Consider the following 23337-nt stretch of genomic DNA (forward strand, 5'->3'; position numbering starts at 1 on the left):
GGATCATGCGAGGACCTTGGACAGGAACGCCTTGGTGCGCTCCTCCTTGGGGTTCACCAGGCAGTCGGCGGGAGGGCCCGACTCGATGATGACGCCGCCGTCGAGCATGGCGACGGTGTCGGCGACCTCCTTGGCGAACCCGATCTCGTGGGTGGCCACGATCATGGTCATGCCTCGCCGGGCGAGGTCCTTCATGACGTCGAGCACCTCGCCCACCAGTTCGGGGTCGAGGGCCGAGGTCGGCTCGTCGAACAACATCAGGTGCGGCTTCATCGCCAGGGCCCGCGCGATCGCCACCCGCTGTTGCTGGCCGCCCGAGAGTTGCGCCGGGTAGGAGTCGAGCTTGTCCCGCAGGCCGACGCGCGTCAGCAGCCGCTCGGCCTCCGCCTCGGCCTGCTCGCGGTGAACGCCGAGCACCCGCCGCGGTCCGAGCATCACGTTCTCGATGGCGGTCATGTGCGGGAACAGGTTGAACCGCTGGAACACCATGCCGATGCGCAGGCGCTGCCGGCAGAGTTGTGCCGCGGTCATCTCGTGGAGCCGACCGCCGTCCTCGCGCAGTCCGACCAGCTCGCTGTCCACCTCCAGCACGCCCGCGTCGACCCGCTCCAGCGCGTTGACGCAGCGGAGCAGAGTGGACTTGCCGCTGCCTGAGGGGCCCAGCAGGACGAGCGTCTGCCGTGGGTGGACGGTGAGGTCCACGCCCTGCAGGACGTCGACGCCGCCGAACCACTTCCACACCTGCTCGGCCCGTACCATCGGCTCGTCGTCCGACCGGGTGGGCTCCCACACGTCGTCGCCGGGCGTCGAGACCGGCTTGGCCCTGGCCCGGCCGGCCGCGCGCCGGCGGATCCGCCGTTCCGCCGCGGCGGTGTGCCTGCCGGCGAATCCGCGACCGAAGTACCGTTCGATGAAGTGCTGGCCGATGGTCAGCACCGACGTCAGTAGCAGATACCACAGCGACGCGACGACCAGCAGCGGCATGACCTTGAAGTTCTGCTGGTAGATCTGCTGGATGCTGGTCATCAGGTCCAGCCCGGAGATGACCGACACCAGCGAGGTCATCTTGAGCATGGAGATGGCCTCGTTGCCGAGCATCGGGATCAGCACCCGCATGGCCTGCGGCAGGATGACGAACCGCATCCTGCTCGTCGCGGACATGCCGAGCGACATGGCCGCCTCACGCTGCCCCGCGTCGACCGAGATGATCGCCGCGCGCACGAGCTCGGCGCAGTAGGCCGCCTCGTTGGTGGCCAGCGCCATGATCGCGGCCGTGGCCGCTCCGATGACCGAGCTGGTGGGCACGGACCCGAAGACGACGCCGGTCAGCGGGATCCCGAGGAAGAGGTTCGGGTAAAGCGCCCCGAGGAATCCCCAGAAGATGATCTGGACCAGCAGAGGCGTGCCGCGGAAGAACCAGATGTAGCCCCAGGCGACCCCGGACAGCACGGGGTTGTCCGACAGCCGCATCAGCGCGAGCAGCACGCCGCCGACGAGACCGACGATCATCGCGATGACGGTCAGTTCGACCGTGACGACGAGCCCGCGCAGGATGGAGGGCGCGAACAGGTACTGCCCGATCGTTGCGACGTCGAGATTGGGGTTGTGCCACAACGACCAGCCCAGCGCGAACAGCAGGTACGCGATGAGTGCCGCCGCGGCCCAGCGGCCGTACCGGCGGATCGGTACCACGGCGAGGCGGGGCGGCCGCGTAGGGGTGGGGGAGGGTGTGGTGTCGGCGGGCGCCAAGGGACTCATGGCTACTCGGTGCCCTGGTTGATTTCAGCCTTGGTCAGGGCGATGCTCTCCGCGCCGTACTTGGCGAGGATCTTTCGATACGTCCCGTCGTCCATCAAGGCCTGCAGCGCCTTCTGCAGCGCGGTCTGCAGCTCGGCGTCGGACTTCGCCACGCCGATGCCCTCGATGCCGCCGCCGAACTGCGCGGTCAGCGACGGGGCCTGGACCAGCTCGAACGCGTTCCCGTTGTCGAATGTCTTGACCGCGTACGCGGCGGCGGAGGTGGCCTGCACCCGTGCGACCGCCTTCCCGCTCCTGATGGCGAGGAAGGCCTCGCTGTCGCCTGGGAACCGTAGGAGCGTGACGCCGGGTTTGCCCTCGGACTTCAAGCGTGCGCTCAGCTTGTCGAGCGAGGCCTCCTCCGAGGTGGAGCTCTGTACCGCTACAGTCTTGCCGGACAGGTCGGCGACGTCCTTCAGGTTGCCGGGGTTGCCCTTGGCGACGAGCATGGAGTAGCCGTCCTTGGCGTAGTCGACGAAGTTCAGCGACGCGCGCCGCTTGGGGGTGTCGAAAAGGCCCGCCATGACGATGTCGGCCTTGCCGGCGAGGATCGCGGGGATCATGCCGTCGAAGGCCATGTGGTCGAACGAGGCCCGCACGCCGAGCTTGGCCGCCAGCGCCTGGGACAGGTCGTAGTCGATACCGGTCGGCTGCTGCCCTCCGGCCGTCTCGTACATCTCCCACGGCGGGTAGGGGATGTTGGTGGCCGTCCGGATCACGCCGGCCGACTTGATCCGTTGCGGCAGCAGGTCGTGCAGGGCGGTGTCGGCCGCCACGGATGCCGCGGTGGCGGAGGTGCCGTTCCCCTTGTCGGCGGTCTGTGCGGCGGGGGCGGGCGGGCTCGCGGACAGGCCGCACGCGCCGAGCGAGAGGATCAACCCGGCCGCTGTCGTCACAGCGGTCATCAGGAACGTACGCGTCGGTGCCACTTTCATGAAACTGCTCCTTGTTCGATAGGCACCGGTATCAGGGACGACGCCAGATCGCGTATGAGCACGGAGCTGTCGTCTGCGGATGCCACGTTCGCCAGCGCGTCCAGGAGACGGGGGATCGAGGCGGGCTCCACATGGCCGGTGGCCAGCCATGCGAACTTGTCCCGCATCTCGTCCCAGGTCCAGCCGGGCTCAGGGTAGAGGACATGGTCGAGCCGGCCCGACGACAGGACGGTGCCGTCGGTCAGCGTGATGGTGACCGACGAGGAGTCGCTGCCCTCCGGGTCGTTCACCTCGGAGAGGTAGTAGCGGTGGGTCATCTCCTCCGACACCACCACGTCGATCCGCCGGCACAGCGCGGCGATCTCGGGCGATCCCAGGCGTGAGTCCGCCACCTGCTCGGGTCCGACCCGGCCGTCCACCAGCATCGCCGCGACCGGCCAGGCCAGGTTGAACTGCGCTTCCTCGGTCGTCAGAGGGATCCGGGTGCCCAGCCGCGCCGCGTCGGGGTAGGTCTCGACGACGATGCGGTCGATGGCGCCGGGGTCCAGCGGGTGCCGTGAGCGCAACTCCTCGATCGCGAGCAGCGCCGGGTGGGTCCAGGCGCAGCTGGAGAACCGTTTCCAGGTGATGCCGCGAGGCAGGTAGTAGTCGCGGCCCAAGTCGTCGACGAACGGGCGGAACTCGTCGAAGTCGAGGCCGGGCACGATCCCGGTGAACCCGCGCCGCGCGAGATCGGCCGACAGCAGACCGGTGAGCGCGCCGAACCCGACGCCGTGCTTGACCATGCCCGGCGTGTCAATGGCGCGCATCATCGGCAGGTCGGGCGAGTCGTACTCGGCGATACCCAGCGCGTGGCGGGTGGTGGCCTCGTTGAGTCCGAGGGCATGACAGGCGATCGCGGCGCAGGCCACCGAGCCCCACGACCCGCAGGCCCGGTAGGTGCGTTCCGCCGAGTGGATCGTGCTCTGCTCGTGGTTGAGGCAGCGGCCGGCCCGGAAGGCGATCTCGTAGCCGACCACGATGGCGAGGATCAGTTCGCGTCCGCTGAGCCGCCGCTCCTCGGCCAGGGCGAGCGCGGTGGGGACGACCTGGGCGCCGGGATGACCCCAGGTGTAGATGCCGCAGTCGTCGATGTCCACGGCGTTCGCGGCGACCGCGTTGGCGAAGGCGGCGCCGCCGGTGGCGAGCCGGTCGCCGCCGACGATCGACGTCGCCGTGCCGCCCGGCCACCAATCGTGCGCGAGGTCGGCGGCGACGCGGGCGGCTCGGGTCGCCCGTCCGGCGAGCATGGCCGCGAGCGTGTCCGTCAAGCACATGACGGCGCGCTCGATGACCTCACCAGGCAGCATGTCCCACGTCAGGCTGGTGATGAATCGCGTAGCGGGGGAGCTCCCGCTCATCCGGACCTGCCCTCGTCGTTGTGAGGACCACGAAACGCCCCGGGCATTTATTTCTCCGATGTTTCTAAAGGTATATTTTTGATGCGGGAAACAATCGCATTTGCCAAGATGGCTTGTCAAGGTATGGCTGACCTTGCGTTTATGGAGAGCCGGAGAAGTGGAAATACCCGTAGAGGCAAGTATGGATCGACTGGCTCCGGACGCCGGCCGGGAGGAGGCCGCGCTGGCGGTGCTCTGGACGATCGTCCACGGCCCCGACGGCGGGGCGTCGTTCTGCCGCCGGTGCGCCACGCACCGCTCCTTCCACCGGATCTCGCGGCGGCGCGCCTACGCGTGCGACCGCTGCGGCGCACATGTCTACCCGGCGTCGGCCACACCGTTCGCGGGCTCGCCGATCCAGCTGGCGGCCTGGCTGGACGCCGTCGTGATCGTGCTGGACTCGCCGGGCAGGGCCCGGCCGAACCGGCTGGCCGGGGCACTCGGCATCGACTACCGGCGCGCCTGGCGGATGACGCGCCGCGTCGAGGAGGTCGTACGGGCCGGGGGCGATGACGCGGAGCTGCTGCGCCGGCTCGCCCGGCTCTGGAAGGACCAGGGCCACCACCTGCCGGCACGGACCCCCGACCCAGGCAGTCCGGAGGATCGGATCCGCGTCGCGGCCTGCCGGATCATGGCCAAGCGCGGCATCGAGGCGACGCGCATCGCGGACATCGCCCGTGAGGCGGGGGTCTCGAACGCCAGCATCCACTATTACTTCAGAAGCAAGGACGAGGCGCTGCTGGCGGCCTTCCGCTGGGCGGGCGACCAGTTGCACGCGACCCTGCACCTCCTGCGGGACGAGAAGGTAAGCACCGTCGACCGCCTGCGCCGCCTCATGGACCTCAGCATCCCCAGCGACCAGGGGACCTATGAGGAGTACCTGCTGTGGCTCGAGGTGTGGGGCCGGGTCAGGCGCCACCCCGCCTTCCTCGACGAGTGCGTCCGCATGTCGAGACGCTGGTCGGACGCCGTGCTGGAGGTGTTCGGGGCAGGCGTCGCCGACGGGACGTTCGCTCCGGTGGCCCCGCTCCCAGAGGTGTGCGAACGTTACGTCGCCATCTCCGAAAGCCTGGCCCTGCGCGCCACCCTCGGCTACAGCGACATGTCCACCCGGGCGGCGCGCCGCGTCCTGGCCCGGTTCACGGCCGAGCAACTCGGCATCCCCGTCGCACGCCTCGCCCCGGACGCTTTATGGGAGCGACCGGGGCGGCAGGACCCCCAGAAAGGAACAAGCACATGAGCCGCACAGGCGCGCCCGGAGGCACCGGGCCGGCAGACACGGTCGTCCTCGACGCCCGCGTGATCACCATGGACCCCGCGCGACCGCATGCCGAGGCGCTGGCGATCAACGACGGCCGGATCAGCTATGTCGGCAGCCGGAACCGCATCGCCCCGCACATCGGCCCGACCACAGACGTCATCGACGCGGGCGGGCGGATCGCCTGCCCGGGATTCGTCGACATTCACACGCACACCGATCTCGACCTGTTCGACGACCCGGATTACCTGCTTTTCAAGAACTACCTCATGCAAGGAATAACGACGGTTCTGGCCGGCAACTGCGGAATGTCACGGATGGAGCCCGGAGAACTCCTTTCCCGGCTGGATCTCCGGGCGCCGGCGGTAAATTTCGGCACGCTCATAGGCCACGGATTCGCACGCGCCTCCTGCGGGATTCCGGCCGATCAGGAGGTGCTCTCCGACGGGCAGCTCCAGGCCATGAAAGCCATGATCGGCAAGGCGATGGCGGACGGCGCGTTCGGCATGTCGACCGGGCTCGAATACATTCCCGGGCTTTCCGCCCGCACAGACGAACTGATCGCCTGCGCCGAGGTTGTGGCGGAGCACGGCGGTTTCTACGCCAGCCACATGCGCAGCGAGGGCGACCACCTGCTCGCCGCGGTCGAGGAGGCGATCCGGATCGGCCGCGACTCGGGTGCCCGTGTCCAGCTCTCCCACCTCAAGTCCGACGGCGCCTGCAACTGGTGGAAGACCGAGGCGGTGATCAGCGCCGTCGAGGCGGCACGGGCCGACGGCATCGACGTGGCAGGAGACCAGTACCCATACCCCTTCTTCGGCTGGAACCCGTCCATCTTCATCCCCGGCGAGCACCTGGCAGCGGGGAAAGCCACCCTGATGGACAGCTACCTGCGCGACGAAGACCACCGTCGGCGGATCGAGGCCGGGATCGTCGACCGGATCGTCCGCTACCACGGGGGAGACGGCGACCTGGTGGTGGTGTTCGACTGGACCGACGGCGAGGGACGGCGATGGCAGGGAATGTCGCTGGCGCGGATCCTCGCCGCCCGCGGTGTCGCCCCGACGCCCGAGACGGTGGCGGCCCTGATCCTGGAGATGCTGCCCGACGAGCGGGACGACGCCGTCATGGGGTCCGACCTGAGCACGAGCGACGACGCGGTCCGCCGCTACCTCTCACTTCCGTACATTGCGATCTGCACCGACGGGTTCAACCAGCCCTGGCTGGCCCCGTGCCATCCACGCAGCTACGGCGCCTTCCCGAAGGTGCTGGGCGAGTACGTACGGGTCAAGCGCGCGCTGCCGCTCGAGACCGCGCTCCGGAAGATGACCTCGGTCCCCGCCTCGCTGATGGGTCTGGCGGACCGCGGAACCTTGCGCGTAGGCATGCGCGGCGACGTCGTGGTGTTCGACGAGGCGACCGTCGGGGAGAACGCGACGTTCGACACGCCCGCCGCGCCCAGCGGTGTCGACGTCGTGCTCGTCAACGGGGTGGTCACTGTCGACCGCCGGGCGGGAGGCGACGGGTTCCGTCCCGATTCCAGGTCCCCGCACGGCGCCGGCGCGGGGATGGTGCTGCGACGGCCGGCAGTTTCCGCCAGCACGATGCCGCGGGCGTGCAGCTCGTCCTCGACGAAGACCAGCAGCTCCTTCATCGATCGGGCCACCCGATCCGGTTTGTAGATCACCAACGTGTCGCCGGGCTGCAGCCGGTCCAGGGCGGCGCGCAGCTTCGGCTGCTCGCCGGGGGTGCTCGCCGTCTCCACCACCACCTCGCGGCAGTGCGCTCCGGCGAGGGCGTCGAGCTGGGACTGGTGGTCTTGGCCGCGGGTGGATACCCGGGTACCCGACCGGTGTGTCGGCACCGGGGTTGCGGGACGTTTCCGAGACGATGCTCGGCATGACGACCGCCCCTGTAAGGGGCTACTCCTGCGGCCGGAAAGTCTCATGCGCGACCACACCACCGCGGATCTGGAGTTGGTGGCGGGCTTCCTGCGCCGCTCCCGGCAGTTGTACGAGCGACAGCTGGAACGCGCCCGGACACGCGATCAGCCCTGGCCACCGGACGAGGTCACATGCGCGAGCAGCCTATGGGGCCGCGCCTGCTGAACGTCGCCCGCGACTTCGCGCAGCCGGCCACCTTGCCCACCGCGTTCGGCGGTGGGTAACGGTCTTGTTCAGGAGCCTTTGGAGGGGTTGGCCGTGAAGTATGGGGTGAAGTCGAGTTCCTCCGGGACCTCCAGCAGCTTGCGCACCAGCTTGCCGTCGAACGCCACGACCTGAACCTCGCTGTGTGAGGCGTTGTTGTCCAGCTCCCAGCAATAGAGGTGCGACTCGTCGTACCAGCCGAGCACCTTGTCGCAGTCGGAGAAGAACTTGCGGACCTGCTTGCCGGTGCCGGTGTCCCAGAGGCAGTGGTCGCCGTGGGTGTCGCCGGGGCAGTCGGTCACGAACATCTTGCCCGAGGGCGAGAAGACGCGGTGGGTCCCGGCCGCCAACACCCCGGTATCCGGCACGTCGCGCGTGTGCTTGCCGGAGGTGTCGAAGAAGCGCAGCCCCTGGTCATCGCCATAGGTGATGACGACACCTGCCCCGTTGGCGTCCCAGCCGAAGGAGTCGGCCTGGATCGACGTGTCGGCCACGTTGACCACGCTGACCTTGGCCTGGGCCACGTCGATGATGGCGAAGCCCAGGGTGAGCCAGTCGTCGCCGTTGTTGTTCTTCATCTTCCGCTCGATGTTGAGCAGGACCTTTGAGCCGTCCCTGGACCAGGCGCGGATGGGGCTGATCAGCGGTTTGCGTACGGTCTTGACCCGGAAACTCGAGCCGGCCTCTCTGTCGGTGATGAGAACGGAGTCGTGGTCGTCCGAGGTGTAGTACTGGGGCCTGCCCGCGAGGTAGCGGCCGTCGGGGGAGACCAGCGACTCCCAGTTGGCGGGATACCTCTCGAACGCGCCGTGCAGCGATTGCCTGGCGTAATCGACGTCGTCATCGAGGTTCTTGTTGTAGATCTCGTACGCCGTCAGCGTGATCGGGTCGGACGGATGCTCATAAAGGGTGATCGCTCCCCCGGGGAGCGTCGTCTTCGAGGGAGTGGCCGGCGCCGGGACCGTCTCCTTCGGTGCCGCGGTCGTGGCTCCGGTCCCGGGCGGGGTGTTCCGCAGCGCGGCGGTCACCGCGGCCCCGGCCGGCACGAGCGCCAGGAGAGCCGCGGCCGCAAGGCCGATGACGATCGGCCTCTTGCCCTTCATCCCCATCACGCCAGGCCGGCGGGTCGGCGAGGCCTCCTTGGCGCCCCAGACGAGGAGGCTGGAGTCGGGCACCGGGTACCCCAGCAGCCGCTTGATCACCTGCTCGGCCGACGGCCGCCGGGCCGGGTCCTTGGAGAGGCACCTCAGCACCACCTCGCGCAGCGGCCCGTCGAGCCGGCCGAGATCGGGCGGGGCGTTGAGCACCCGGCTGATCACCGCTTGCAGGGCGTCGTTGCTGAACGGCGCCCGCCCGCTGGACGCGAAGACCATCGTGCCGGCCCAGGAGAACATGTCGGTCGCCGGTCCGACCGTGTGCCCCATGATCTGCTCGGGAGACATGTACGCGGGCGTGCCCACCGGCGTGTCGCTGAACGTCGAAGTGGCGTCGAGCGCGCGGGCGATCCCGAAGTCGATCACGCGCGGCCCCTCCGCGCCGACGATGACGTTGGCCGGCTTGAAATCCCGGTGCACGATCCCGGCCTGGTGGATCGCGGCCAGCGCGGTGGCGGTGCCGATCGCCAGCCGATCCAGCGAAGGACCGGTGCGCGGGCCTTCCTCCTGCACGATCTGCTGCAGGGACGTGCCCTTGACGAACTCGCTCACGATGTACGGCCGGCCGTCCTCGACACCCGTGCCGAGAACGGCCGCGGTGCAGAACGGCGCCACACTCCGGGCGACTTCCGCCTCACGCAGGAAGCGCCCGACGCTGACCGCGTCGTCCGACTGATCCTGCTGCAGCCACTTGACGGCCACGTGCGCGCCTGCGGGGGTTCCGGCCAGATAGACGACGCCTTGCCCGCCCTCGCCCAGCCTGCCGAGGAGCTCCAGATCCCCCAACCGCCGAGGGTCCCTGGGCGTGAGGGGAGCGCAGGGCGGCATTTCGCGAATCTCTGCCCCATGGAGCCGATCTGCGGAAATTTCCGGTTGCTGTGTCATCAGGAATCTTTCTGCCAAGCCGTGACGTCCAGACTCCGAGGCCCACAAGGAGCACCCGAGCTCGAGTCAAACTAGCCCCGGCCGCAGGGGACCCGTCCCGGGCGTGCTCGGCGGAGGCCGCCGGCCGGAAGCCGTCCTTCTCGGACACCTCCCGGGGTGAGCGGCCACCGCGTTCAGCGCGTCATTCGCCGGTCATCGCGGCATGGAGGCGCAGGTACGGCTCGGCGTCCTTCGGCCTGTTCTGGCGCTGGAGCGTACGGCCGAGCAGCAGGCAGGCGTACCCCTCCGCCGGGTCGCGCTCCAGGACCAGCCGGAGCTCGGCCTCGGCCCGGCGGAGCTGGGCCGAGTGGTAGTAGGCGCGGGCCAGCAGCAGCCGGGCCGCCAGGTTGTCCGGCGCCGCGGCCACCACCTGGGCCAGGATGCGGGCGGCCCCGATGTAGTCCTGCGAGTCGAAGAACCGGCGCCCGCGCTTGTACTCCTCGGCCAGCTTCTCGAACTGCATGTTCACTCCTCTCCGGTGTGCGGAAGGCGTTCGGCGGGGATGACGCCCAGGCGGCCGGCCTGGTAGTCCTCCATCGCCTTGAGGATCTCGGCGCGGGTGTTCATCACGAAGGGGCCGTAGTGCACGACCGGCTCGCGGATCGGCTGCCCGCCGAGCAGCAGCACCTCCAGGTTCGGCTCGGCCTGCGGCTGAGCCTGGTCGGCGGCGACGGTGAGCGCCCCGCCCTGGCCGAAGACGACCAGCTGTCCCTTGCGTACCGGCTTGCGCTCGTCCCCGGCGAAGCCCTGTCCTGCCAGCACGTAGGCGAGGGCGTTGAAGCCGGGGTTCCACGGCACCTCCAGCCGCGCGCCGGGGCTCACCGTCGCGTGCACCATCGTGATCGGGGTGAACGTGACGCCCGGACCGGCGTGCCCGTCCAGCTCACCGGCGATCACCCGCAGCAGCGCGCCGCCGTCGGCCGAGGCGAGCAGCTCAGCCTGGCGACCGCGGATGTCCTGGTAGCGGGGCAGGTGGAACTTGTGGGCGCGGGGCAGGTTGACCCACAGCTGGACGCCGTGGAACAGGCCGCCCGAGACCACCAGGTGCTCCGGAGGCTTCTCGATGTGCAGCAGGCCCGATCCCGCGGTCATCCACTGGGTGTCGCCGTTCGTGATCGTGCCACCGCCGCCGTTGGAGTCCTGGTGCTCGAAGATGCCGTCGATGATGTAGGTGACGGTCTCGAAGCCGCGGTGCGGGTGCCAGGGCGTGCCCTTGGGCTCGCCGGGCGCGTACTCGACCTCGCCCATCTGATCCATGTGGATGAACGGGTCCAGCGCGGACTGCGGCACGCCTGCGAACGCGCGCCGTACCGGGAATCCCTCGCCCTCGAACCCACTGGGCGCGGTCGTCACCGACCTCACGGGCCGCCGTGCGACGGAGGCAGGGTCGGGTACGGCGACGCGCGGCAGCGTAAGGGTGTCGGCGGTGATGGCGGGCATGACCCCTCCTGTTCGTTGAATATTCAACTGATGCCCGCCTCAACGCGTGGCCCCCGTCGGGCATTCCCGGACCGTTGCGGTGCGGTCGATCGATCTTGCCTCTCTTCTTGATCGCGAGTGCAAGACATCCCAACTGTCACGCTGATAGCGTTCTGGACCGGTCTGTTGCCGCATTGGGGGTCTAGGGTGAATCAGCCGTTGGTGGAGGACGATCCGCGGCGGTTGGGCTCGTACGACATCATCGCTCGCGTCGGAGAGGGCGGCCAGGGCATCGTCTACCTCGGGCTGGCGGCGACCGGCGAGCAGGTCGCGGTCAAGCTCCTCCATCGCGGCCTGCTGACCGACCCTGACGCGAGGAAGAGGTTTCTGCGCGAGGTGCAGATCGCCCAGCGCGTGGCCAGGTTCTCCACCGCACCCGTGCTCCACGCCGACATCGCGGGCCAACGGCCTTACATCGTCAGCGAGTACGTGCCCGGGCCCTCGCTGCACGACCTCGTCACCAACGAGGGGCCGCGGCGCGGCGCCGCGCTCGACCGGCTGGCGATCAGCACCGCCACGGCGCTGGCAGCCATCCACCGCGCCGGGATCCGGCACGGGGACTTCAAGCCCGGCAACATCCTGATGGGGCCGGAGGGCCCCGTCGTGATCGACTTCGGCGTCGCCCGCGCTCTGGACGCGCCGGGCACCACCTCGCGCGGATCGGTGATGGGAACGCCCTCCTACCTCGCGCCGGAGCAACTCGCCGGGGTGCCGGTGACGGAGGCGGCCGACGTCTTCGCGTGGGGCGGGACCATGGTGTACGCCGCCTCGGGCCGGTCCGCGTTCGGCGCGGACTCCACCGCGGCGGTGATCAACCGTGTCCTCAACCAGGAGCCGGACATCTCCGGGCTGAGCGGAACGTTGCTCGGACTCGTCACCGCCAGCCTGTCCAAGGATCCGGCCAAGCGGCCGAGCGCCGACGACCTGGTCGTCCGGCTGACATCGATGGCCTCACTGGCCGCGCTGCCCTCGCCGCCGGCGCGCGGGCGGCGCCGTACGGTGATCCTTTCGCTCGCAGGCGGCGCTGCTGCCGCGGCGCTGCTCGTCGCGGGCGGCCTGCTGATCAACACGGGTGGCCACCCAGTGGGATCACCCCCCGAGATGGGCTCGACGTCTCAGCCGCCGGTGCCGTCCACCACGGCCCAGCCCACGCTGCGGTCCCAGAGCACGCTGCCGTCACAGACCGAAATCGCCGAACAGCGGACGATCCCCTCGGCACCCAAGCAGACGCCCCGCCGCAAGACGTCGATCCCCGCAGCCAAGCGGACTCGCACCAAGAACCCCGCGAGCACGTCAGTGGGTAACGAGGACAGGGTGGGCTCGACACCCGAACCGAGCGCCGGGCCCACCCCGGAACCGACTGCCGAGACCAAGACCACCACCCCCCAATTCGGTCCGACGTGGACGCAGCCCACTCTCTCGAACCCCTTCACCTGCTGGCCTCAGACGTGTTGACAGCGCCTTCAGGTCCGACGATTACCGTTTGCGCCCTACGCCGCAGACCGCGTTGATCAACGGCTGCTGCTGTGACCCTGGCGGAGGCCGCCAGAGCGGCGTGGAGACCACGCCCGGCTCCACGAGCTCGAGGCCTTCGAAGTAGCCGGCCAGCTGCTCGGGGCTGCGCAGCGTGTAGGGGAAGGCGGCCCGCTCGTTGTAGACGCTCACCGCCTCCACCAGACGGGGGTTGACGTTGACGCCGTCGGACAGGGCCAGGTGGCTGCCGGGCGGCAACGCCGCGACATACCGGCGGACGAGGTCGGCGGCGAGGCCGGGATCGGGCACCTGGCCGGCGATGCTGAGCATCATCAGGCCGATCGGCTCCGCGAAGTCCAGCGTCTTGGCCGCTCCCGCGATGATGGTGCCGGGGTCGCGCACGTCGGCGTCGACGTAGTCGGTCATGCCCTCCGGGCTGCCGGCGAGCAGGGCGCGGGCGTGCACGAGCACCAGCGGGTCGTTGTCGACGTAGACGACGCGGGACTCGGGGGCGATGCGCTGAGCCACCTCGTGGGTGTTGTCGGCGGTGGGCAAGCCCGCGCCGATATCGAGGAACTGCCTGATGCCCGCCTCGGTGACGAGGTAGGTCACCGCTCGCTTGAGGAACTCCCGCTGCAGCCTTGCCACCTGCGCGAAATCGGGGAACATGCGCAGCAGGTTGTCCCCGGCTTCGCGGTCCACGGCGTAGTTGTCTTCTCCGCCGAGCAGGTAGTTCCAGACCCGGGCGGAATGCGGCTTCGTATGGTCGATCCTGGGGTCGGCGTCCATTTCGAAAGCGTATATCGATCTTCCCCGAATCCCCCGCTCGCCGTGGGAGCCGTGAAGTGGCCGGCGAGCTGCTGGAGCGGCGGAAAATGTTGTGCCTGTTGCGGCCAGCGCGGTGCAGAATGGCCGTGATGCTGCCGCTGAGCGAGATCCACGCCATGAGCAAGACCCTTGACGAGGCGTGGCACAGCCCCGTCGCCGACGCCCTCGCTGCCCCGTGGGGAATCGGGCCGAGCCGTTCTCACTTTCTTCGTTCGAGCGCCACCCATGTGTTCGTGGTCAGAGACACCGCGTTCCCGCACGGTGCCCGATTCCTGCGTGCCGTTCCAGGCTGGCATCGAGACCTCCCGGCTGTGGAGCGCAGGGCGGGGCTCGTGGCCGGGCTGGGCCGTGCGGGCGCGGGCGTCGCCGTGCCGGTGCCGTCGCAGGGCGGCCGGGTGGTCGAGAGCGTCGCCACCGAACTGGGGGTGTATCACGTGATGCTGGTGGAAGGCGCGCCCGGAGGGCGGATCGAGGTTTCGACACTGACCGCGGCGCAGGCCACGGTGTGGGGGGCGGCCCTGGCCGGGCTGCATCTGCGTTCGGGCGAGATCGCGGATCCGCCCTCGGCCGTGCCTGATTTGCGCCGCGCGACGGCGGTGTTCGCCGGCGACTCGGAGTTGGTCGCCGCGATCCTGGCGGTGGCCGACCGGCTCGACGCGCTGGCCACGGACGCCTCACGGTTCGGGCTGACGCACAACGACTTCGAGCTGGACAACCTGGCTTGGAAGGGCGGAATGGTCACCGCCTTCGACTTCGACGAGTCCGGCCGCTCGTGGTTCGCGGCCGATGTCGCCAAGGCCGTCGACGAGTTGGAGGGAAGAGCGGGCACGCCGCTGTTCGACTCCTTCGTCGGCGGCTACAGGTCGATTCGTCCGCTGCATGAGGAGGACCTGGCGCTGCTGCCGCTGTTCGACCTGGCCCGCGCCGCGAGCGACCTCATCATGCTGCGCTCGGTGCTCGACATGGAAGCCGCCGGCGGGCATCCGAAGTGGCTGCATGACCTCCACGCCTCGCTGAGCAGGCGCACCACCGAGATACGGTCGCGCCTGCTCGGCGCTTGACGTACGCCGCGATCTGTCCGGGACCCCTCGCTTCACTTGCGCTTGCCCGGTGAGATGGAGAGCAGCGCCTTTCCCTTCTCGATCGACACCAGGCTCACCTCCACCGGAGTACGCGAGCGGAACCCGAAGCTGGAACTCGCGCCCTTGCCAAGCACCTGCTGCGCGCCGCCCCCGTGCGGATACTCCACCCAGTACGTGATCGTGTTCGCCTTGACGGCCACGACCTCGAACTTCGGGTAATAGAACTTCTTGGCGTCGAGCCGGATCGTGACCGGTCTGGACAGCTTCAACAGGCAGTCCCCGTCGAAGCAGTCCTTGACCCTGGAGGTGGGCGTGCGGGACGGGCTCGCAGTCGGTGTGGGTGTGGGCGGCGGCGGTGTGCTCGTGGCAGGAGCGCTCGACGGGGAGGTCGTGCTGCTGGGCGAGGCCGCTCGCGGGCCGGCCTCTGGTGAGCCGCAACCCGCCAGGGCGCACAGGGCGAGCACGGGAAGAGTAATCGCGGGGAGCCGGCGCATGGTCGCGTCCCTCCGATCGATAGAGGAGCCGGCGTCGGGTGAGTGCCGGTGCCACAGGACTATCCGACCGGTCCGGGGAGGGGTCCCGGGTGACGGTAGTCCAGGAATACCCGCAGGGGGACGGTGAGCCGGGCGCCCGTGCCCCGGGGGTCCGGGGCACGGGCGGTTTCACATGGATCAGTCGCTGTACGGAGCGACCGTGATCTTGTCGATCACGGGGGCGTACTGCGAGCGGAGGAGCACTCCAGGGAAGGTCTCCGACGCGTAGGTGGTGCCGTCGAAGTCGGGCAGTTCCGCGGCGGAGAACTCCACCGTGTTCTCGCCCTTCTTCAGCCTCACCGGGACCGTCAGCTCCCAGAAGTTGTTCTCGTGGAACGTGTGGGGGAACATGACGCGCTGCGCGGCGGCGCCGTTCACCGAGATGTCGGCGTGCCTGGCGAGCGGGTCCGGGTTGTAGTGCGTGGCGGCCGACTGCTCCGGGTTGGAGTAGCGGACGCGCATGGCGTACGTGCCGGAGGCCGCCGCCCGCACCGTGAAGGTGAGCGTGTTGGCGTTGCCCGGCGCGCCGCCGATCCCGGTGACCGCGGCCTTGCCGCCGGCCAGGGAGAGCTGCGACGCCTTCGCCGTGCCGGCAAGGCGGGCGGACTCCGCCTCGTAGACGGTGGCAGGGAGCGCGCCGGCGGCCTGCCGCACCTCGAGGCGGTCGACGAGCGGCGTCCCGGACCTGCCGGTGACCGTGACCTTGTTGATGCCGCCGGACAGTGACACCGTCGCGGCCGAGGAGCCACGCCTGGCGTCCGTCACCGGCACGCCGTTGACGGTCACCGACGCCTTGCCGGAGCCGAGCAGCTTCAGGCCGAGAGAGGCCGCGGCGTCCTGGGCGGAGTAGACCCAGAAGGTGGCCGACTGGCCGCGACCGACCGGGACGACCCCCGAGCCCGAGATGCCGCGCTCGTGCCGGTCCTCGTACGACGGGCGGGTCCCGTGCAGGTCGGCCAGCTCGGCCTCGTAGATCGAGGTGGCCGCCCCCGGGTTCGGGAGCGAGAGCCGGATCCGGTCGACGATCGCGTCGCCCTTGGTGGCCTTCGTGCCGTCGAGGCTGCGTGCGGCCAGGGAGATGACGTGCTTGCCCGCCGGGAGCTCCACGGTGGTGTCCGCGTGGTCCCACACCACCCACTTGTAGCCCAGCGGCAGGTACAGCTCCTGCTCCGCGCCACCGTCGACGCGGACGAAGACGTTCGTCGGCCCCTGCTCGCGCACCCGGTCGAAGGTGTTGAGCGAGTTGGCGAACACGCCCAGGTCGTACCGGCCGGCCTGCGGGACCTCGACGGTGAAGTCGAGCACGCCGTCCGAGCCGGTACGCAGCCCGCCCACGTCGTAGCGGCCGGAGGTGTAGAACTTCGACACGTCCGCCGGTGAGCCCTCGGGGCCGTTGCGGCTGTAGCCGCCGCCGGTGTACTTAGCGTCCTCCGCCTCGTACGACCGCTCCCACAGCTTGGGCGCGGGCGCCGTCAGGGTGCCCGCGCCGGCGGGGGTGAGGACGATCTCGTACGCCGACGACTCCTTCAGCCTCGGCAGGTCGCCGCTGCCGAAGTCGAGGACCACGGTGCCGTCCTTGACCGCGACGTCGCGCTCGGCGACGATCTCCGGCTGCGCGGAGTCGCCGATCTGGCCAGTCCACGGGATCTCCCGCACCCAGGCGTGCACCTCGCGGCCGAACACGCCCGCCGGGACGTTCTCGAAGCGGATGTGCCCGGCGCTGTCGGCGCCGCCGAAGATCGCGCGTGCCTGCTTCTTGCCGGGGTCGAGCGTCGCGACGCCCTGCAGGGTGTAGTTCTGCCCCGGGTACGGCGGCGTGACCTGCACGGTGTGCCCGCTCATGCTGCCGTAGGCGTTGAACAGCCACCACTGGCCGTTGCCCCGGTTGGCCTGCACGGCCGAGTCGGACAGGTTGCCGTCGATGTTCCAGTACGCGATGTCGGCGTCGACCTTCGACTCCTCGATGGCCGACACCCACTGGATCATCTGGCCGGGCACCGAGGTGTGGTAGTTGAAGGCGTACTCGTTGACGTTGACGGGCAGCTGCTTCCCGGCGTACTTCGTGCCCGCGAAGACCTCGGCCTCCATCTGGCGGTAGCGCTTGACGCTCTCCCTGACCTGCTCCGGGTGGCTGAGCTCGTGCCAGGTCATCACGTCGGGGACGGTGCCCGCCTGGACGACGTGCTGGAGGTAGCCCTTCACCTGGGCGTACAGCACGCTGGTGTTGGGCCCGGCGATCCGCGCGTCCGGCAGCTTGCCCTTGATGAGCGCATAGACGTCGTCCCACGCCTTGAAGTAGTCGCGCGGGTCGCTGAGCCAGCTGATCCGGTTGTAGCTCCACTCTCCGGTGCCGAACATGTTGCCCTCGGGCTCGTTGAACGGCACGAAGACGATGTTGTCGCGATATTTCGGTTCAAGCTGGAGAACCTGGTCCACCTGCTTGGCGATCTTCTGCTTGAACAGGTCGAGCTTCTCCTCCGGGGTGCTCCCCGGCCACTGGTACGGGAAGCCGCGGTGGATGTCGGTCATGTAGATGTACACGTCGCCGTCGGTGCTGTCGGCCAGCGGCTTGACCACTTCCAACGCGTCGGCGCCCGGATGCTGCGGGCCGTCCTGGGCCTTGGTCGACACCGTTCGCAGGCGCATGCCCTCGATCAGGTTGTTCGTCGGGACTCCTGGCCCGTACAGGCCGTAGAGCGTGCCGGACGCGCCGCCGTGGAAGGGGCCGGTGTCCTTGGCGAGGTCGATGACGAGCTGTCCCTCGCGGATCACCGTGACGGTGGCGGTGACGGGGCGGCCGGCGGCCGTGCCGTTCACGGTGAAGGTGCCGGCGGCGGCGTAGTCCTTGGGGTCCACGGGCGACCAGGCGATGGGCAGGTCGCGGTCGTAGCCGTCGGTGAAGGTGGCGCGGACCGCGGCCGGCAGGGACGGCGCGGTGCCGATGGTCGTCCGCACGGCGAAGGCGTCCTGGGCCAGGCCCGTCGGCGTGGGGCTCGTGCCTCCGGCTACAGCGGCCACCTGCTCCGCCGACAGGGCGGCGCCGTAGATGCGGAAATCGTCGATCGCGCCGTCGAAGAGCGGATCCTGATAGAACGAGCGCCCGATGAAACCGGCGGACGTCGTGGCCGCGTCGATCAGCTGCGCGGCGGTCACGGTGGTGGAGGCGGAGGCGACGGCGGCCCCGTCGAGGTAGGTGGTGACGCGCTTCGCGGCGGTGTCGAGGGTGACCGTCAGCGTCTTCCAGACGTTGGCCGGCAGCGGGGCATAGCCCGTGACCTGGGCCTCGCCGCCGCCGGACGAGGTGGTGACCGCCGTGCGCAGACGGCCGTCGCCGTTGTACGGCGTGCTGAACAGGTAGCGGTTGGTGTCCTTGCCCAGCGCGTAGATCCACTGCCAGGCGGAGGCGGTGCCGTCCCACTTCACCCGGGCCGACACCGTCAGGTCGGTCTTGTCCTTGATCGCGGCCAGCGGCAGCCGCACGTAGGCGCCGTCGGAGGTCGGCGCGCCGCCCGGCAGGTTCAGCGCGTGGCCGCCTCCCGCGCCGTCGACCAGCGACGCGGTGGAGCCGTTGACCAGCGTCCCGTCCAGGCCGTTGCCGGAGGAGTCGCTGATCGTGCCGGTGGAGAGGTCGTCGGTGTCGAACGCGTAGACGAGCGCGGGGGCGGGCGGATCCGCGGTCGCCGCATTCGCGAGGCCCGTGGTTAACGCCATGGTGAGGGCGGCCGGGAGCAGCCCGGCTCGCATGGCCTTGGTGAATGTCATCACGATGTCCCTGGGAGGTGTGAGCGTTAACAAATCTCAGGGAGGACGGTCGGCAATGCAACTGAGGGTTTCGCGTAGGTTACGTAGCCGCGCCCCGCGCGTCAATGGGGCGGTCTTTTGTGTTTCCGGCATGTCACGATTCTGTATCGCAGGCCGCCCTCGCTCTTGACGCCTGCTGCCTGCCGGAGCAAAAGTCGAGCCACATCGTTGAACCGGTTCGCTGATTCCGGCGACCGCAGGTTGAGACTGTCCGGCTCCGCGTCGGATCAATCCTGCTCACTCCCAGGAAAAGGCGGCATCCGTTCAACGACATGAGGGCGTTGGCAACGCAGCTGTCGAACCGGTTCAACTACAGGAGGTGAGAGTGGCGACGATCGGAGACGTGGCCCGGGAGGCCGGGGTGAGCCGCAGCACTGCGTCGTACGCGTTGTCGGGCAAGCGGCCCATCTCGGAGGAGGTCCGCCGCCGCGTGCTGGCGGCCGCCGAGGCGCTCGCGTACACGCCGAACGCAGGCGCTCGCGCGCTGGCCACAGCCCAGACCAAGGTCCTCGGTCTGCTCGCCCAGTTCCACGAAGACGAGTTCGCGCCCGCGATGATGCAGTACATCCTGGGCGTCACCGACACCGCCCGCGACCTGGGCTACGACACGCTGCTGGTCACCGAGGCCGACGGCGCCAGGGCGCTGCGGCGCATCACCGACTCCCGCATGGTGGACGGCGTCGTCCTCATGAACATCGCGGAGGACGACGCGAGGCTGCCCATCCTGCGGGCGGCCCCGCAGCCGGGCGCCCTGGTCGGCCTGCCGGGTGACTGCTCGGGGCTCGACGTGTTCGACCTCGACTTCGAGGAGGCCGGCCGGGTGATGGTGGACCACCTCCACCGCCTCGGCCACCGCGAGCTCATCCTGATCTCGCAGCCCGAGCACGTGGTCGAGCGGGGCGGCGCGTACGTGTGGCGCCTGCGCGACGCCGCACTCGAACGGGCCCGGCAGCTCGGCGTCACCCTGCACGCGGTGTACGGCGAGTCCCGGCAGCCGGCCGTGGGGCGCCTGCTCAACGATCTGCTCGACGCCTATCCCTCGGCGACCGGCCTGCTGATCAACAACGAGGCGGCCACCGCGGCGCTGCCCTCCGTCGCCTACGAGCGAGGGCTGCGGGTGCCCGAGGACCTTTCGGTCATCGGACGCTACTCCGCGGAGTTCGCCGCGACCTTCTCCCTGCCCTATTCGTTCATCGAGAGCGCGCCCGACCGCCTCGGGTCCATGGCGGTACGCCAGCTCGTGCGCCGCGTGGAATCGCCGGCGGCGCGCGACGAGCCGTTCGTGGTGCGCTTCATCTCTCCCGAACTGGTCTCCCGGGGAAGCACCGCACCCCCGGGAGCAGCTCTTCCGAACGCCCGCTAGCACCGGGCCCGACCCCCCCGACACCTTCCGGCCCGCGCTCAGGTGTGAGCGCTAACATTGGAGTGAACGATGAACCGTCCGTCGATGTCCACGAGGGCGACGGTCTTCGGAACCGCCGTCCTGGCGCTGTCCGCTCTGGCCGCCTGCGCGTCCGCTCCCCAGGGCGGCACCACCGCCACCGCCTCCAAAGATGGCGGCGCAGACGGCGGGGCGTACACGTGGTGGGACCCGTACCCGCAGCACGACGCGTCCTCTGCCTGGGCGAAGCGGGTGGATTCCTGCGGGCAGCAGGCCGGCGTCACCATCAAGCGCACGGCCTACGACACGACCGCGCTGACGAATCAGGCCCTGCTCGCCGGCCAGGAGGGCAACGCGCCCGACGTCATCCTCCTCGACAACCCCGCCGTCTCGACACTCGCGGACGCCGGGATGCTCACCACGATGACCGACTTCGGCCTGGACACGGCCAGGTTCGACAAGAACCTCATCGCCGCCGGCGAGCTGGACGGCAAGACGTACGGCATCCCCATCGGCGCGAACACCCTCGCGCTCTACTACAACAAGAAGATCCTCGACGCGGCCGGCGTCGACCCGAAGTCGATCAAGGACTGGGCCTCGCTCGACGCGGCGCTGAAGAAGGTCAAGGCCGCGGGCAAGAAGCCGATCACGTTCGCGGCCATCGGCACGGAGGAGGGCTCGTTCCAGTTCCTGCCGTGGTTCTGGGGCTCCGGCGCGCAGCTCACCCAGCTCGACTCGCCCCAGGCCGTCGCGGCGCTCGATCTGTGGACCAAGTGGGTCAAGGACGGCACCGCCCCCAACTCGATCATCAGCAACTCCCAGAACACCACCTGGGAGGAGTTCCTGACCGGGCAGTTCGCGTTCGCCGAGAACGGCACCTGGCAGATCAACAGCGCCAAGAAGGCGGGCTTCCCCACCGGGATCGTCCAGATCCCCGGCAAGGACGGAGGCACCGCCCCCACGCCCACGGGCGGCGAGTTCATCACGGTCCCGGTGCAGAAGGACACCAAGCGCTACGCCGCCACCAAGAAGATCCTCGAGTGCATGACGACGCCCGAGGGCCTGGTGGAGACCGGTACGACGTTCGCGTACTACATCCCCTCCACCGCCGAGGGCCAGGAGGCGATCCTCGCCAAGGAGCCCGACCTGAAGCCGTGGGTCGACGCCGTCCGGTCGGCCAAGGGGCGGACCAGCGACAACCTCGGCACCAAGTACCCGAAGATCTCCGAGGCGCTGTGGACCGGAGTGCAGAAGGCGCTGAGCGGCGCGGCCGCCCCCGCCGACGCGCTCAAGGAGGCACAGGCCCAGGCGAAGCAGGCCACCGGCAACTGATCCGATGACATCTCTTCGCACCGAAGCGGTCATGGCGCGCCGGGCGGTCCACGAGGCTCCCCGGCGGCGGTCCCGGCAGTGGACGGCCCTCGCCTTCCTCGCACCGCTCGTGATCTATCTGCTCGTCTTCTACGCCTACCCTCTCTACCGCAACATCGACCTGAGCGTGCACAACTACACGCCGCGCGCGTTCGTGCGGGGCGATCCCGAGTTCACGGGGCTGGACAACTACCTGGACATCCTGTCCGACGACACGTTCGTCCGGGCCCTGCGCAACACGGCCGTGTTCACCCTGGTCTCCATCGCCGCGCAGTACGCGCTCGGCCTGGCGCTCGCGGTCTTCTTCCACCGCAACTTCCGCCTGTCCGTGGTGCTGCGCGCGATGTTCCTGGTGCCGTGGCTCCTGCCGCTGATCGTCTCGGCCTCGACCTGGTCGTGGATGCTCAACAGCGACAACGGCATCGTCAACGCGGCCCTGCAGGCGTTCGGGATCGGCCAGATCAACTGGCTCACCTCTCCCGGCACCTCGCTGCTGGCCGTCACCATCGCCAACATCTGGCTCGGCATCCCGTTCAACCTGGTCATCCTGTACGCCGGGCTGCAGAACATCCCGGCCGACCTGTACGAGGCCGCCGGCCTGGACGGGGCGAACGGGTGGCAGCGGTTCCGGCGCATCACCTTCCCGCTGCTGCGCCCGGTGTCGGCGATCACGCTGCTGCTCGGCCTGATCTACACGCTCAAGGTCGTCGACATCATCTGGATCATGACGAAGGGCGGGCCCGCGGACGCCTCGACGACGCTGGCCATCTGGTCGTACCGCGAGGCGTTCGGCACCGGCCAGCCGGACTTCTCACCGGCGGCGGCAGTCGGCAACCTGCTCATCCTCATCGCCCTGGCCGCGGGGCTCCTGCACGTGCGCCTGCAGCGAAAGGAGGAACACGCATGAAGACCTGGAAGACAGTGGTGGGCGTCGTCCTCGTCGGGCTGATGCTCTTCCCGGTCTACTGGATGTTCAACGTCTCGCTCACCAAGACGGGCGACATGCGCGCGGACCCGCCCCACTGGTTCCCGTGGAACCCCACGTTCGAGGGGTACGCCGCGGCGCTCGCCCAGCAGCTGCCGGCCCTGGCCACGAGCCTGTTCATCGGCCTCGGCACCGTCGCGCTCACGCTGCTCGTGGCGCTGCCCGCGGGATACTCGCTGGCCAAGCTGCGGCCGCTCGGCGGGCGCGGGATCGACTTCCTGCTGCTCGTGGCGCAGATGATCCCCGCTGTCGTCATGGCCATGGGCTTCTACGCGATCTACATCAGGCTCGGCATGCTCAACACCGTCGCCGGACTGATCGTCGCCGACTCGACGCTGGCCGTGCCGTTCGGGGTGCTGCTCTTCCGGGCGTTCATGGCGAGCATCCCCGGCGAGCTCATGGCCGCGGCGCAGATCGACGGGGCGAGCACCTGGCGCACGTTCCGGTCGATCATCCTGCCGCTGAGCCGCAACTCGGTGATCACGGTCTCGCTCTTCGCGTTCCTGTGGGCGTGGTCGGACTTCATCTTCGCCTCGACGCTCAACCGCAACAGCGACGTGATCCCGATCACGCTCGGCATCTTCCGCTACATCGGCAACAACACCACGGAGTGGAACTCGATCATGGCGACCGCCGTGATCGCGTCCATCCCCGCGGCCTTCCTCCTGGTCCTCGCGCAGCGCTACATCGCCGCCGGGGTCACCGCGGGCGCCGTGAAGGACTGACCACCCATTCGTCGAAAGGTTCACC

General features: G+C 69.4%; 17 protein-coding genes and 2 pseudogenes. 8 read left to right on the forward strand and 11 right to left on the reverse strand.

Translation table 11 applies throughout. The annotated features are described in order from the left end of the window. Positions 1-3: 3 nt before the first annotated feature. The 4 genes and pseudogenes from ACQPWU_RS24185 to ACQPWU_RS24200 form a co-directional block, all read right to left on the reverse strand. A complete protein-coding gene (locus tag ACQPWU_RS24185; RefSeq protein ID WP_433445277.1) occupies positions 4-759 on the reverse strand; it encodes an amino acid ABC transporter ATP-binding protein in 756 nt (251 codons plus the stop codon). Positions 760-915: 156 nt separating this feature from the next. Beyond that, a pseudogene (locus ACQPWU_RS24190) lies at positions 916-1758 on the reverse strand (amino acid ABC transporter permease); the annotation flags it as partial. 2 nt (positions 1759-1760) lie between these two features. Beyond that, positions 1761-2732, reverse strand: a complete 972-nt coding sequence (locus ACQPWU_RS24195; RefSeq protein WP_433443841.1) for an ABC transporter substrate-binding protein — start codon at positions 2730-2732, stop codon at positions 1761-1763. Continuing rightward, positions 2729-4132, reverse strand: coding sequence for an MmgE/PrpD family protein (locus ACQPWU_RS24200; protein ID WP_433443843.1), 1404 nt, complete (start codon positions 4130-4132; stop codon positions 2729-2731). Before ACQPWU_RS24200 ends, ACQPWU_RS24195 begins: the two co-directional genes overlap by 4 nt. Positions 4133-4313: 181 nt before the next feature. Between ACQPWU_RS24200 and ACQPWU_RS24205 the strand changes: the two genes are divergently transcribed. Together ACQPWU_RS24205 and ACQPWU_RS24210 are read left to right on the forward strand one after the other, a co-directional pair. Continuing rightward, positions 4314-5411, forward strand: coding sequence for a TetR family transcriptional regulator (locus tag ACQPWU_RS24205; RefSeq protein WP_433443845.1), 1098 nt, complete (start codon positions 4314-4316; stop codon positions 5409-5411). A gap of 68 nt (positions 5412-5479) precedes the next feature. Continuing rightward, positions 5480-7111, forward strand: coding sequence for an N-acyl-D-amino-acid deacylase family protein (locus tag ACQPWU_RS24210; RefSeq protein ID WP_433445279.1), 1632 nt, complete (start codon positions 5480-5482; stop codon positions 7109-7111). Here ACQPWU_RS24210 and ACQPWU_RS24215 read toward each other — a convergent pair. The 4 genes and pseudogenes from ACQPWU_RS24215 to ACQPWU_RS24230 all read right to left on the reverse strand — a co-directional run. Further along, positions 7081-7377 (reverse strand): annotated as a pseudogene (locus ACQPWU_RS24215) (recombinase family protein); the annotation flags it as partial. The gene ACQPWU_RS24210 and the pseudogene ACQPWU_RS24215 sit on opposite strands and share 31 nt — an antisense overlap. Positions 7378-7605: 228 nt before the next feature. Further along, the gene (locus ACQPWU_RS24220; protein ID WP_433443847.1) at positions 7606-9615 is read right to left on the reverse strand and encodes a protein kinase domain-containing protein; all 2010 of its coding nucleotides are present in this window, start codon (positions 9613-9615) and stop codon (positions 7606-7608) included. Between the two features lie 181 nt (positions 9616-9796). Continuing rightward, on the reverse strand, positions 9797-10117 hold the full coding sequence (locus ACQPWU_RS24225) for a tetratricopeptide repeat protein (RefSeq protein WP_433443850.1): 321 nt from the start codon (positions 10115-10117) through the stop codon (positions 9797-9799). A 2-nt stretch (positions 10118-10119) separates the two neighbouring features. Beyond that, positions 10120-11094, reverse strand: a complete 975-nt coding sequence (locus ACQPWU_RS24230; RefSeq protein WP_433443853.1) for a pirin family protein — start codon at positions 11092-11094, stop codon at positions 10120-10122. A 186-nt stretch (positions 11095-11280) separates the two neighbouring features. On the opposite strand from ACQPWU_RS24230, the gene ACQPWU_RS24235 reads away from it, so the two are divergent. Further along, positions 11281-12588, forward strand: coding sequence for a serine/threonine protein kinase (locus ACQPWU_RS24235; protein ID WP_433443856.1), 1308 nt, complete (start codon positions 11281-11283; stop codon positions 12586-12588). Between the two features lie 21 nt (positions 12589-12609). Here the strand turns inward: ACQPWU_RS24235 and ACQPWU_RS24240 are convergent, their stop codons facing one another. Next, positions 12610-13395, reverse strand: coding sequence for an SAM-dependent methyltransferase (locus ACQPWU_RS24240; protein WP_433443858.1), 786 nt, complete (start codon positions 13393-13395; stop codon positions 12610-12612). A gap of 128 nt (positions 13396-13523) precedes the next feature. Between ACQPWU_RS24240 and ACQPWU_RS24245 the strand changes: the two genes are divergently transcribed. Beyond that, complete coding sequence (locus ACQPWU_RS24245) at positions 13524-14495, forward strand: phosphotransferase enzyme family protein (protein ID WP_433443861.1); 972 nt, start codon at positions 13524-13526, stop codon at positions 14493-14495. A 32-nt stretch (positions 14496-14527) separates the two neighbouring features. Here the strand turns inward: ACQPWU_RS24245 and ACQPWU_RS24250 are convergent, their stop codons facing one another. Both ACQPWU_RS24250 and ACQPWU_RS24255 read right to left on the reverse strand, forming a co-directional pair. After that, positions 14528-15010 carry a hypothetical protein gene (locus ACQPWU_RS24250; protein WP_433443864.1) on the reverse strand — a complete coding sequence of 161 codons (483 nt, stop codon included), beginning with the start codon at positions 15008-15010 and terminating at the stop codon, positions 14528-14530. Positions 15011-15187: 177 nt separating this feature from the next. Beyond that, complete coding sequence (locus tag ACQPWU_RS24255) at positions 15188-18811, reverse strand: LamG-like jellyroll fold domain-containing protein (RefSeq protein ID WP_433443866.1); 3624 nt, start codon at positions 18809-18811, stop codon at positions 15188-15190. Between the two features lie 364 nt (positions 18812-19175). On the opposite strand from ACQPWU_RS24255, the gene ACQPWU_RS24260 reads away from it, so the two are divergent. From ACQPWU_RS24260 to ACQPWU_RS24275, 4 genes are all read left to right on the forward strand, one after another. Further along, complete coding sequence (locus tag ACQPWU_RS24260; RefSeq protein ID WP_360689716.1) at positions 19176-20213, forward strand: LacI family DNA-binding transcriptional regulator; 1038 nt, start codon at positions 19176-19178, stop codon at positions 20211-20213. A gap of 69 nt (positions 20214-20282) precedes the next feature. Then, positions 20283-21563, forward strand: a complete 1281-nt coding sequence (locus tag ACQPWU_RS24265) for a sugar ABC transporter substrate-binding protein (protein ID WP_433443868.1) — start codon at positions 20283-20285, stop codon at positions 21561-21563. Between the two features lie 4 nt (positions 21564-21567). Next, positions 21568-22509 (forward strand): carbohydrate ABC transporter permease, encoded by a 942-nt coding sequence (locus tag ACQPWU_RS24270; RefSeq protein ID WP_433443870.1) that lies wholly within the window; start codon positions 21568-21570, stop codon positions 22507-22509. After that, the gene (locus tag ACQPWU_RS24275; protein WP_360689710.1) at positions 22506-23312 is read left to right on the forward strand and encodes a carbohydrate ABC transporter permease; all 807 of its coding nucleotides are present in this window, start codon (positions 22506-22508) and stop codon (positions 23310-23312) included. The genes ACQPWU_RS24270 and ACQPWU_RS24275 overlap by 4 nt, the downstream gene beginning before the upstream one ends. The last annotated feature ends 25 nt before the right edge of the window (positions 23313-23337 follow it).

Origin of the sequence: Nonomuraea sp. CA-141351 (assembly GCF_050944675.1) — a bacterium.
Classification (GTDB): Bacteria; Actinomycetota; Actinomycetes; order Streptosporangiales; family Streptosporangiaceae; genus Nonomuraea.

Excerpts from the sequence above, each read along its gene's own strand:
- ACQPWU_RS24185 (WP_433445277.1), bottom strand. The coding sequence starts at position 759 with ATGGTACGGGCCGAGCAGGTGTGGAAGTGGTTCGGCGGCGTCGACGTC.
- ACQPWU_RS24195 (WP_433443841.1), bottom strand. The coding sequence starts at position 2,732 with ATGAAAGTGGCACCGACGCGTACGTTCCTGATGACCGCTGTGACGACA.
- ACQPWU_RS24200 (WP_433443843.1), bottom strand. The coding sequence starts at position 4,132 with ATGAGCGGGAGCTCCCCCGCTACGCGATTCATCACCAGCCTGACGTGG.
- ACQPWU_RS24205 (WP_433443845.1), top strand. The coding sequence starts at position 4,314 with ATGGATCGACTGGCTCCGGACGCCGGCCGGGAGGAGGCCGCGCTGGCG.
- ACQPWU_RS24210 (WP_433445279.1), top strand. The coding sequence starts at position 5,480 with ATGGACCCCGCGCGACCGCATGCCGAGGCGCTGGCGATCAACGACGGC.
- ACQPWU_RS24220 (WP_433443847.1), bottom strand. The coding sequence starts at position 9,615 with ATGACACAGCAACCGGAAATTTCCGCAGATCGGCTCCATGGGGCAGAG.
- ACQPWU_RS24225 (WP_433443850.1), bottom strand. The coding sequence starts at position 10,117 with ATGCAGTTCGAGAAGCTGGCCGAGGAGTACAAGCGCGGGCGCCGGTTC.
- ACQPWU_RS24230 (WP_433443853.1), bottom strand. The coding sequence starts at position 11,094 with ATGCCCGCCATCACCGCCGACACCCTTACGCTGCCGCGCGTCGCCGTA.
- ACQPWU_RS24240 (WP_433443858.1), bottom strand. The coding sequence starts at position 13,395 with ATGGACGCCGACCCCAGGATCGACCATACGAAGCCGCATTCCGCCCGG.
- ACQPWU_RS24245 (WP_433443861.1), top strand. The coding sequence starts at position 13,524 with ATGCTGCCGCTGAGCGAGATCCACGCCATGAGCAAGACCCTTGACGAG.
- ACQPWU_RS24250 (WP_433443864.1), bottom strand. The coding sequence starts at position 15,010 with ATGCGCCGGCTCCCCGCGATTACTCTTCCCGTGCTCGCCCTGTGCGCC.
- ACQPWU_RS24255 (WP_433443866.1), bottom strand. The coding sequence starts at position 18,811 with ATGACATTCACCAAGGCCATGCGAGCCGGGCTGCTCCCGGCCGCCCTC.
- ACQPWU_RS24265 (WP_433443868.1), top strand. The coding sequence starts at position 20,283 with ATGAACCGTCCGTCGATGTCCACGAGGGCGACGGTCTTCGGAACCGCC.
- ACQPWU_RS24270 (WP_433443870.1), top strand. The coding sequence starts at position 21,568 with ATGACATCTCTTCGCACCGAAGCGGTCATGGCGCGCCGGGCGGTCCAC.
- ACQPWU_RS24275 (WP_360689710.1), top strand. The coding sequence starts at position 22,506 with ATGAAGACCTGGAAGACAGTGGTGGGCGTCGTCCTCGTCGGGCTGATG.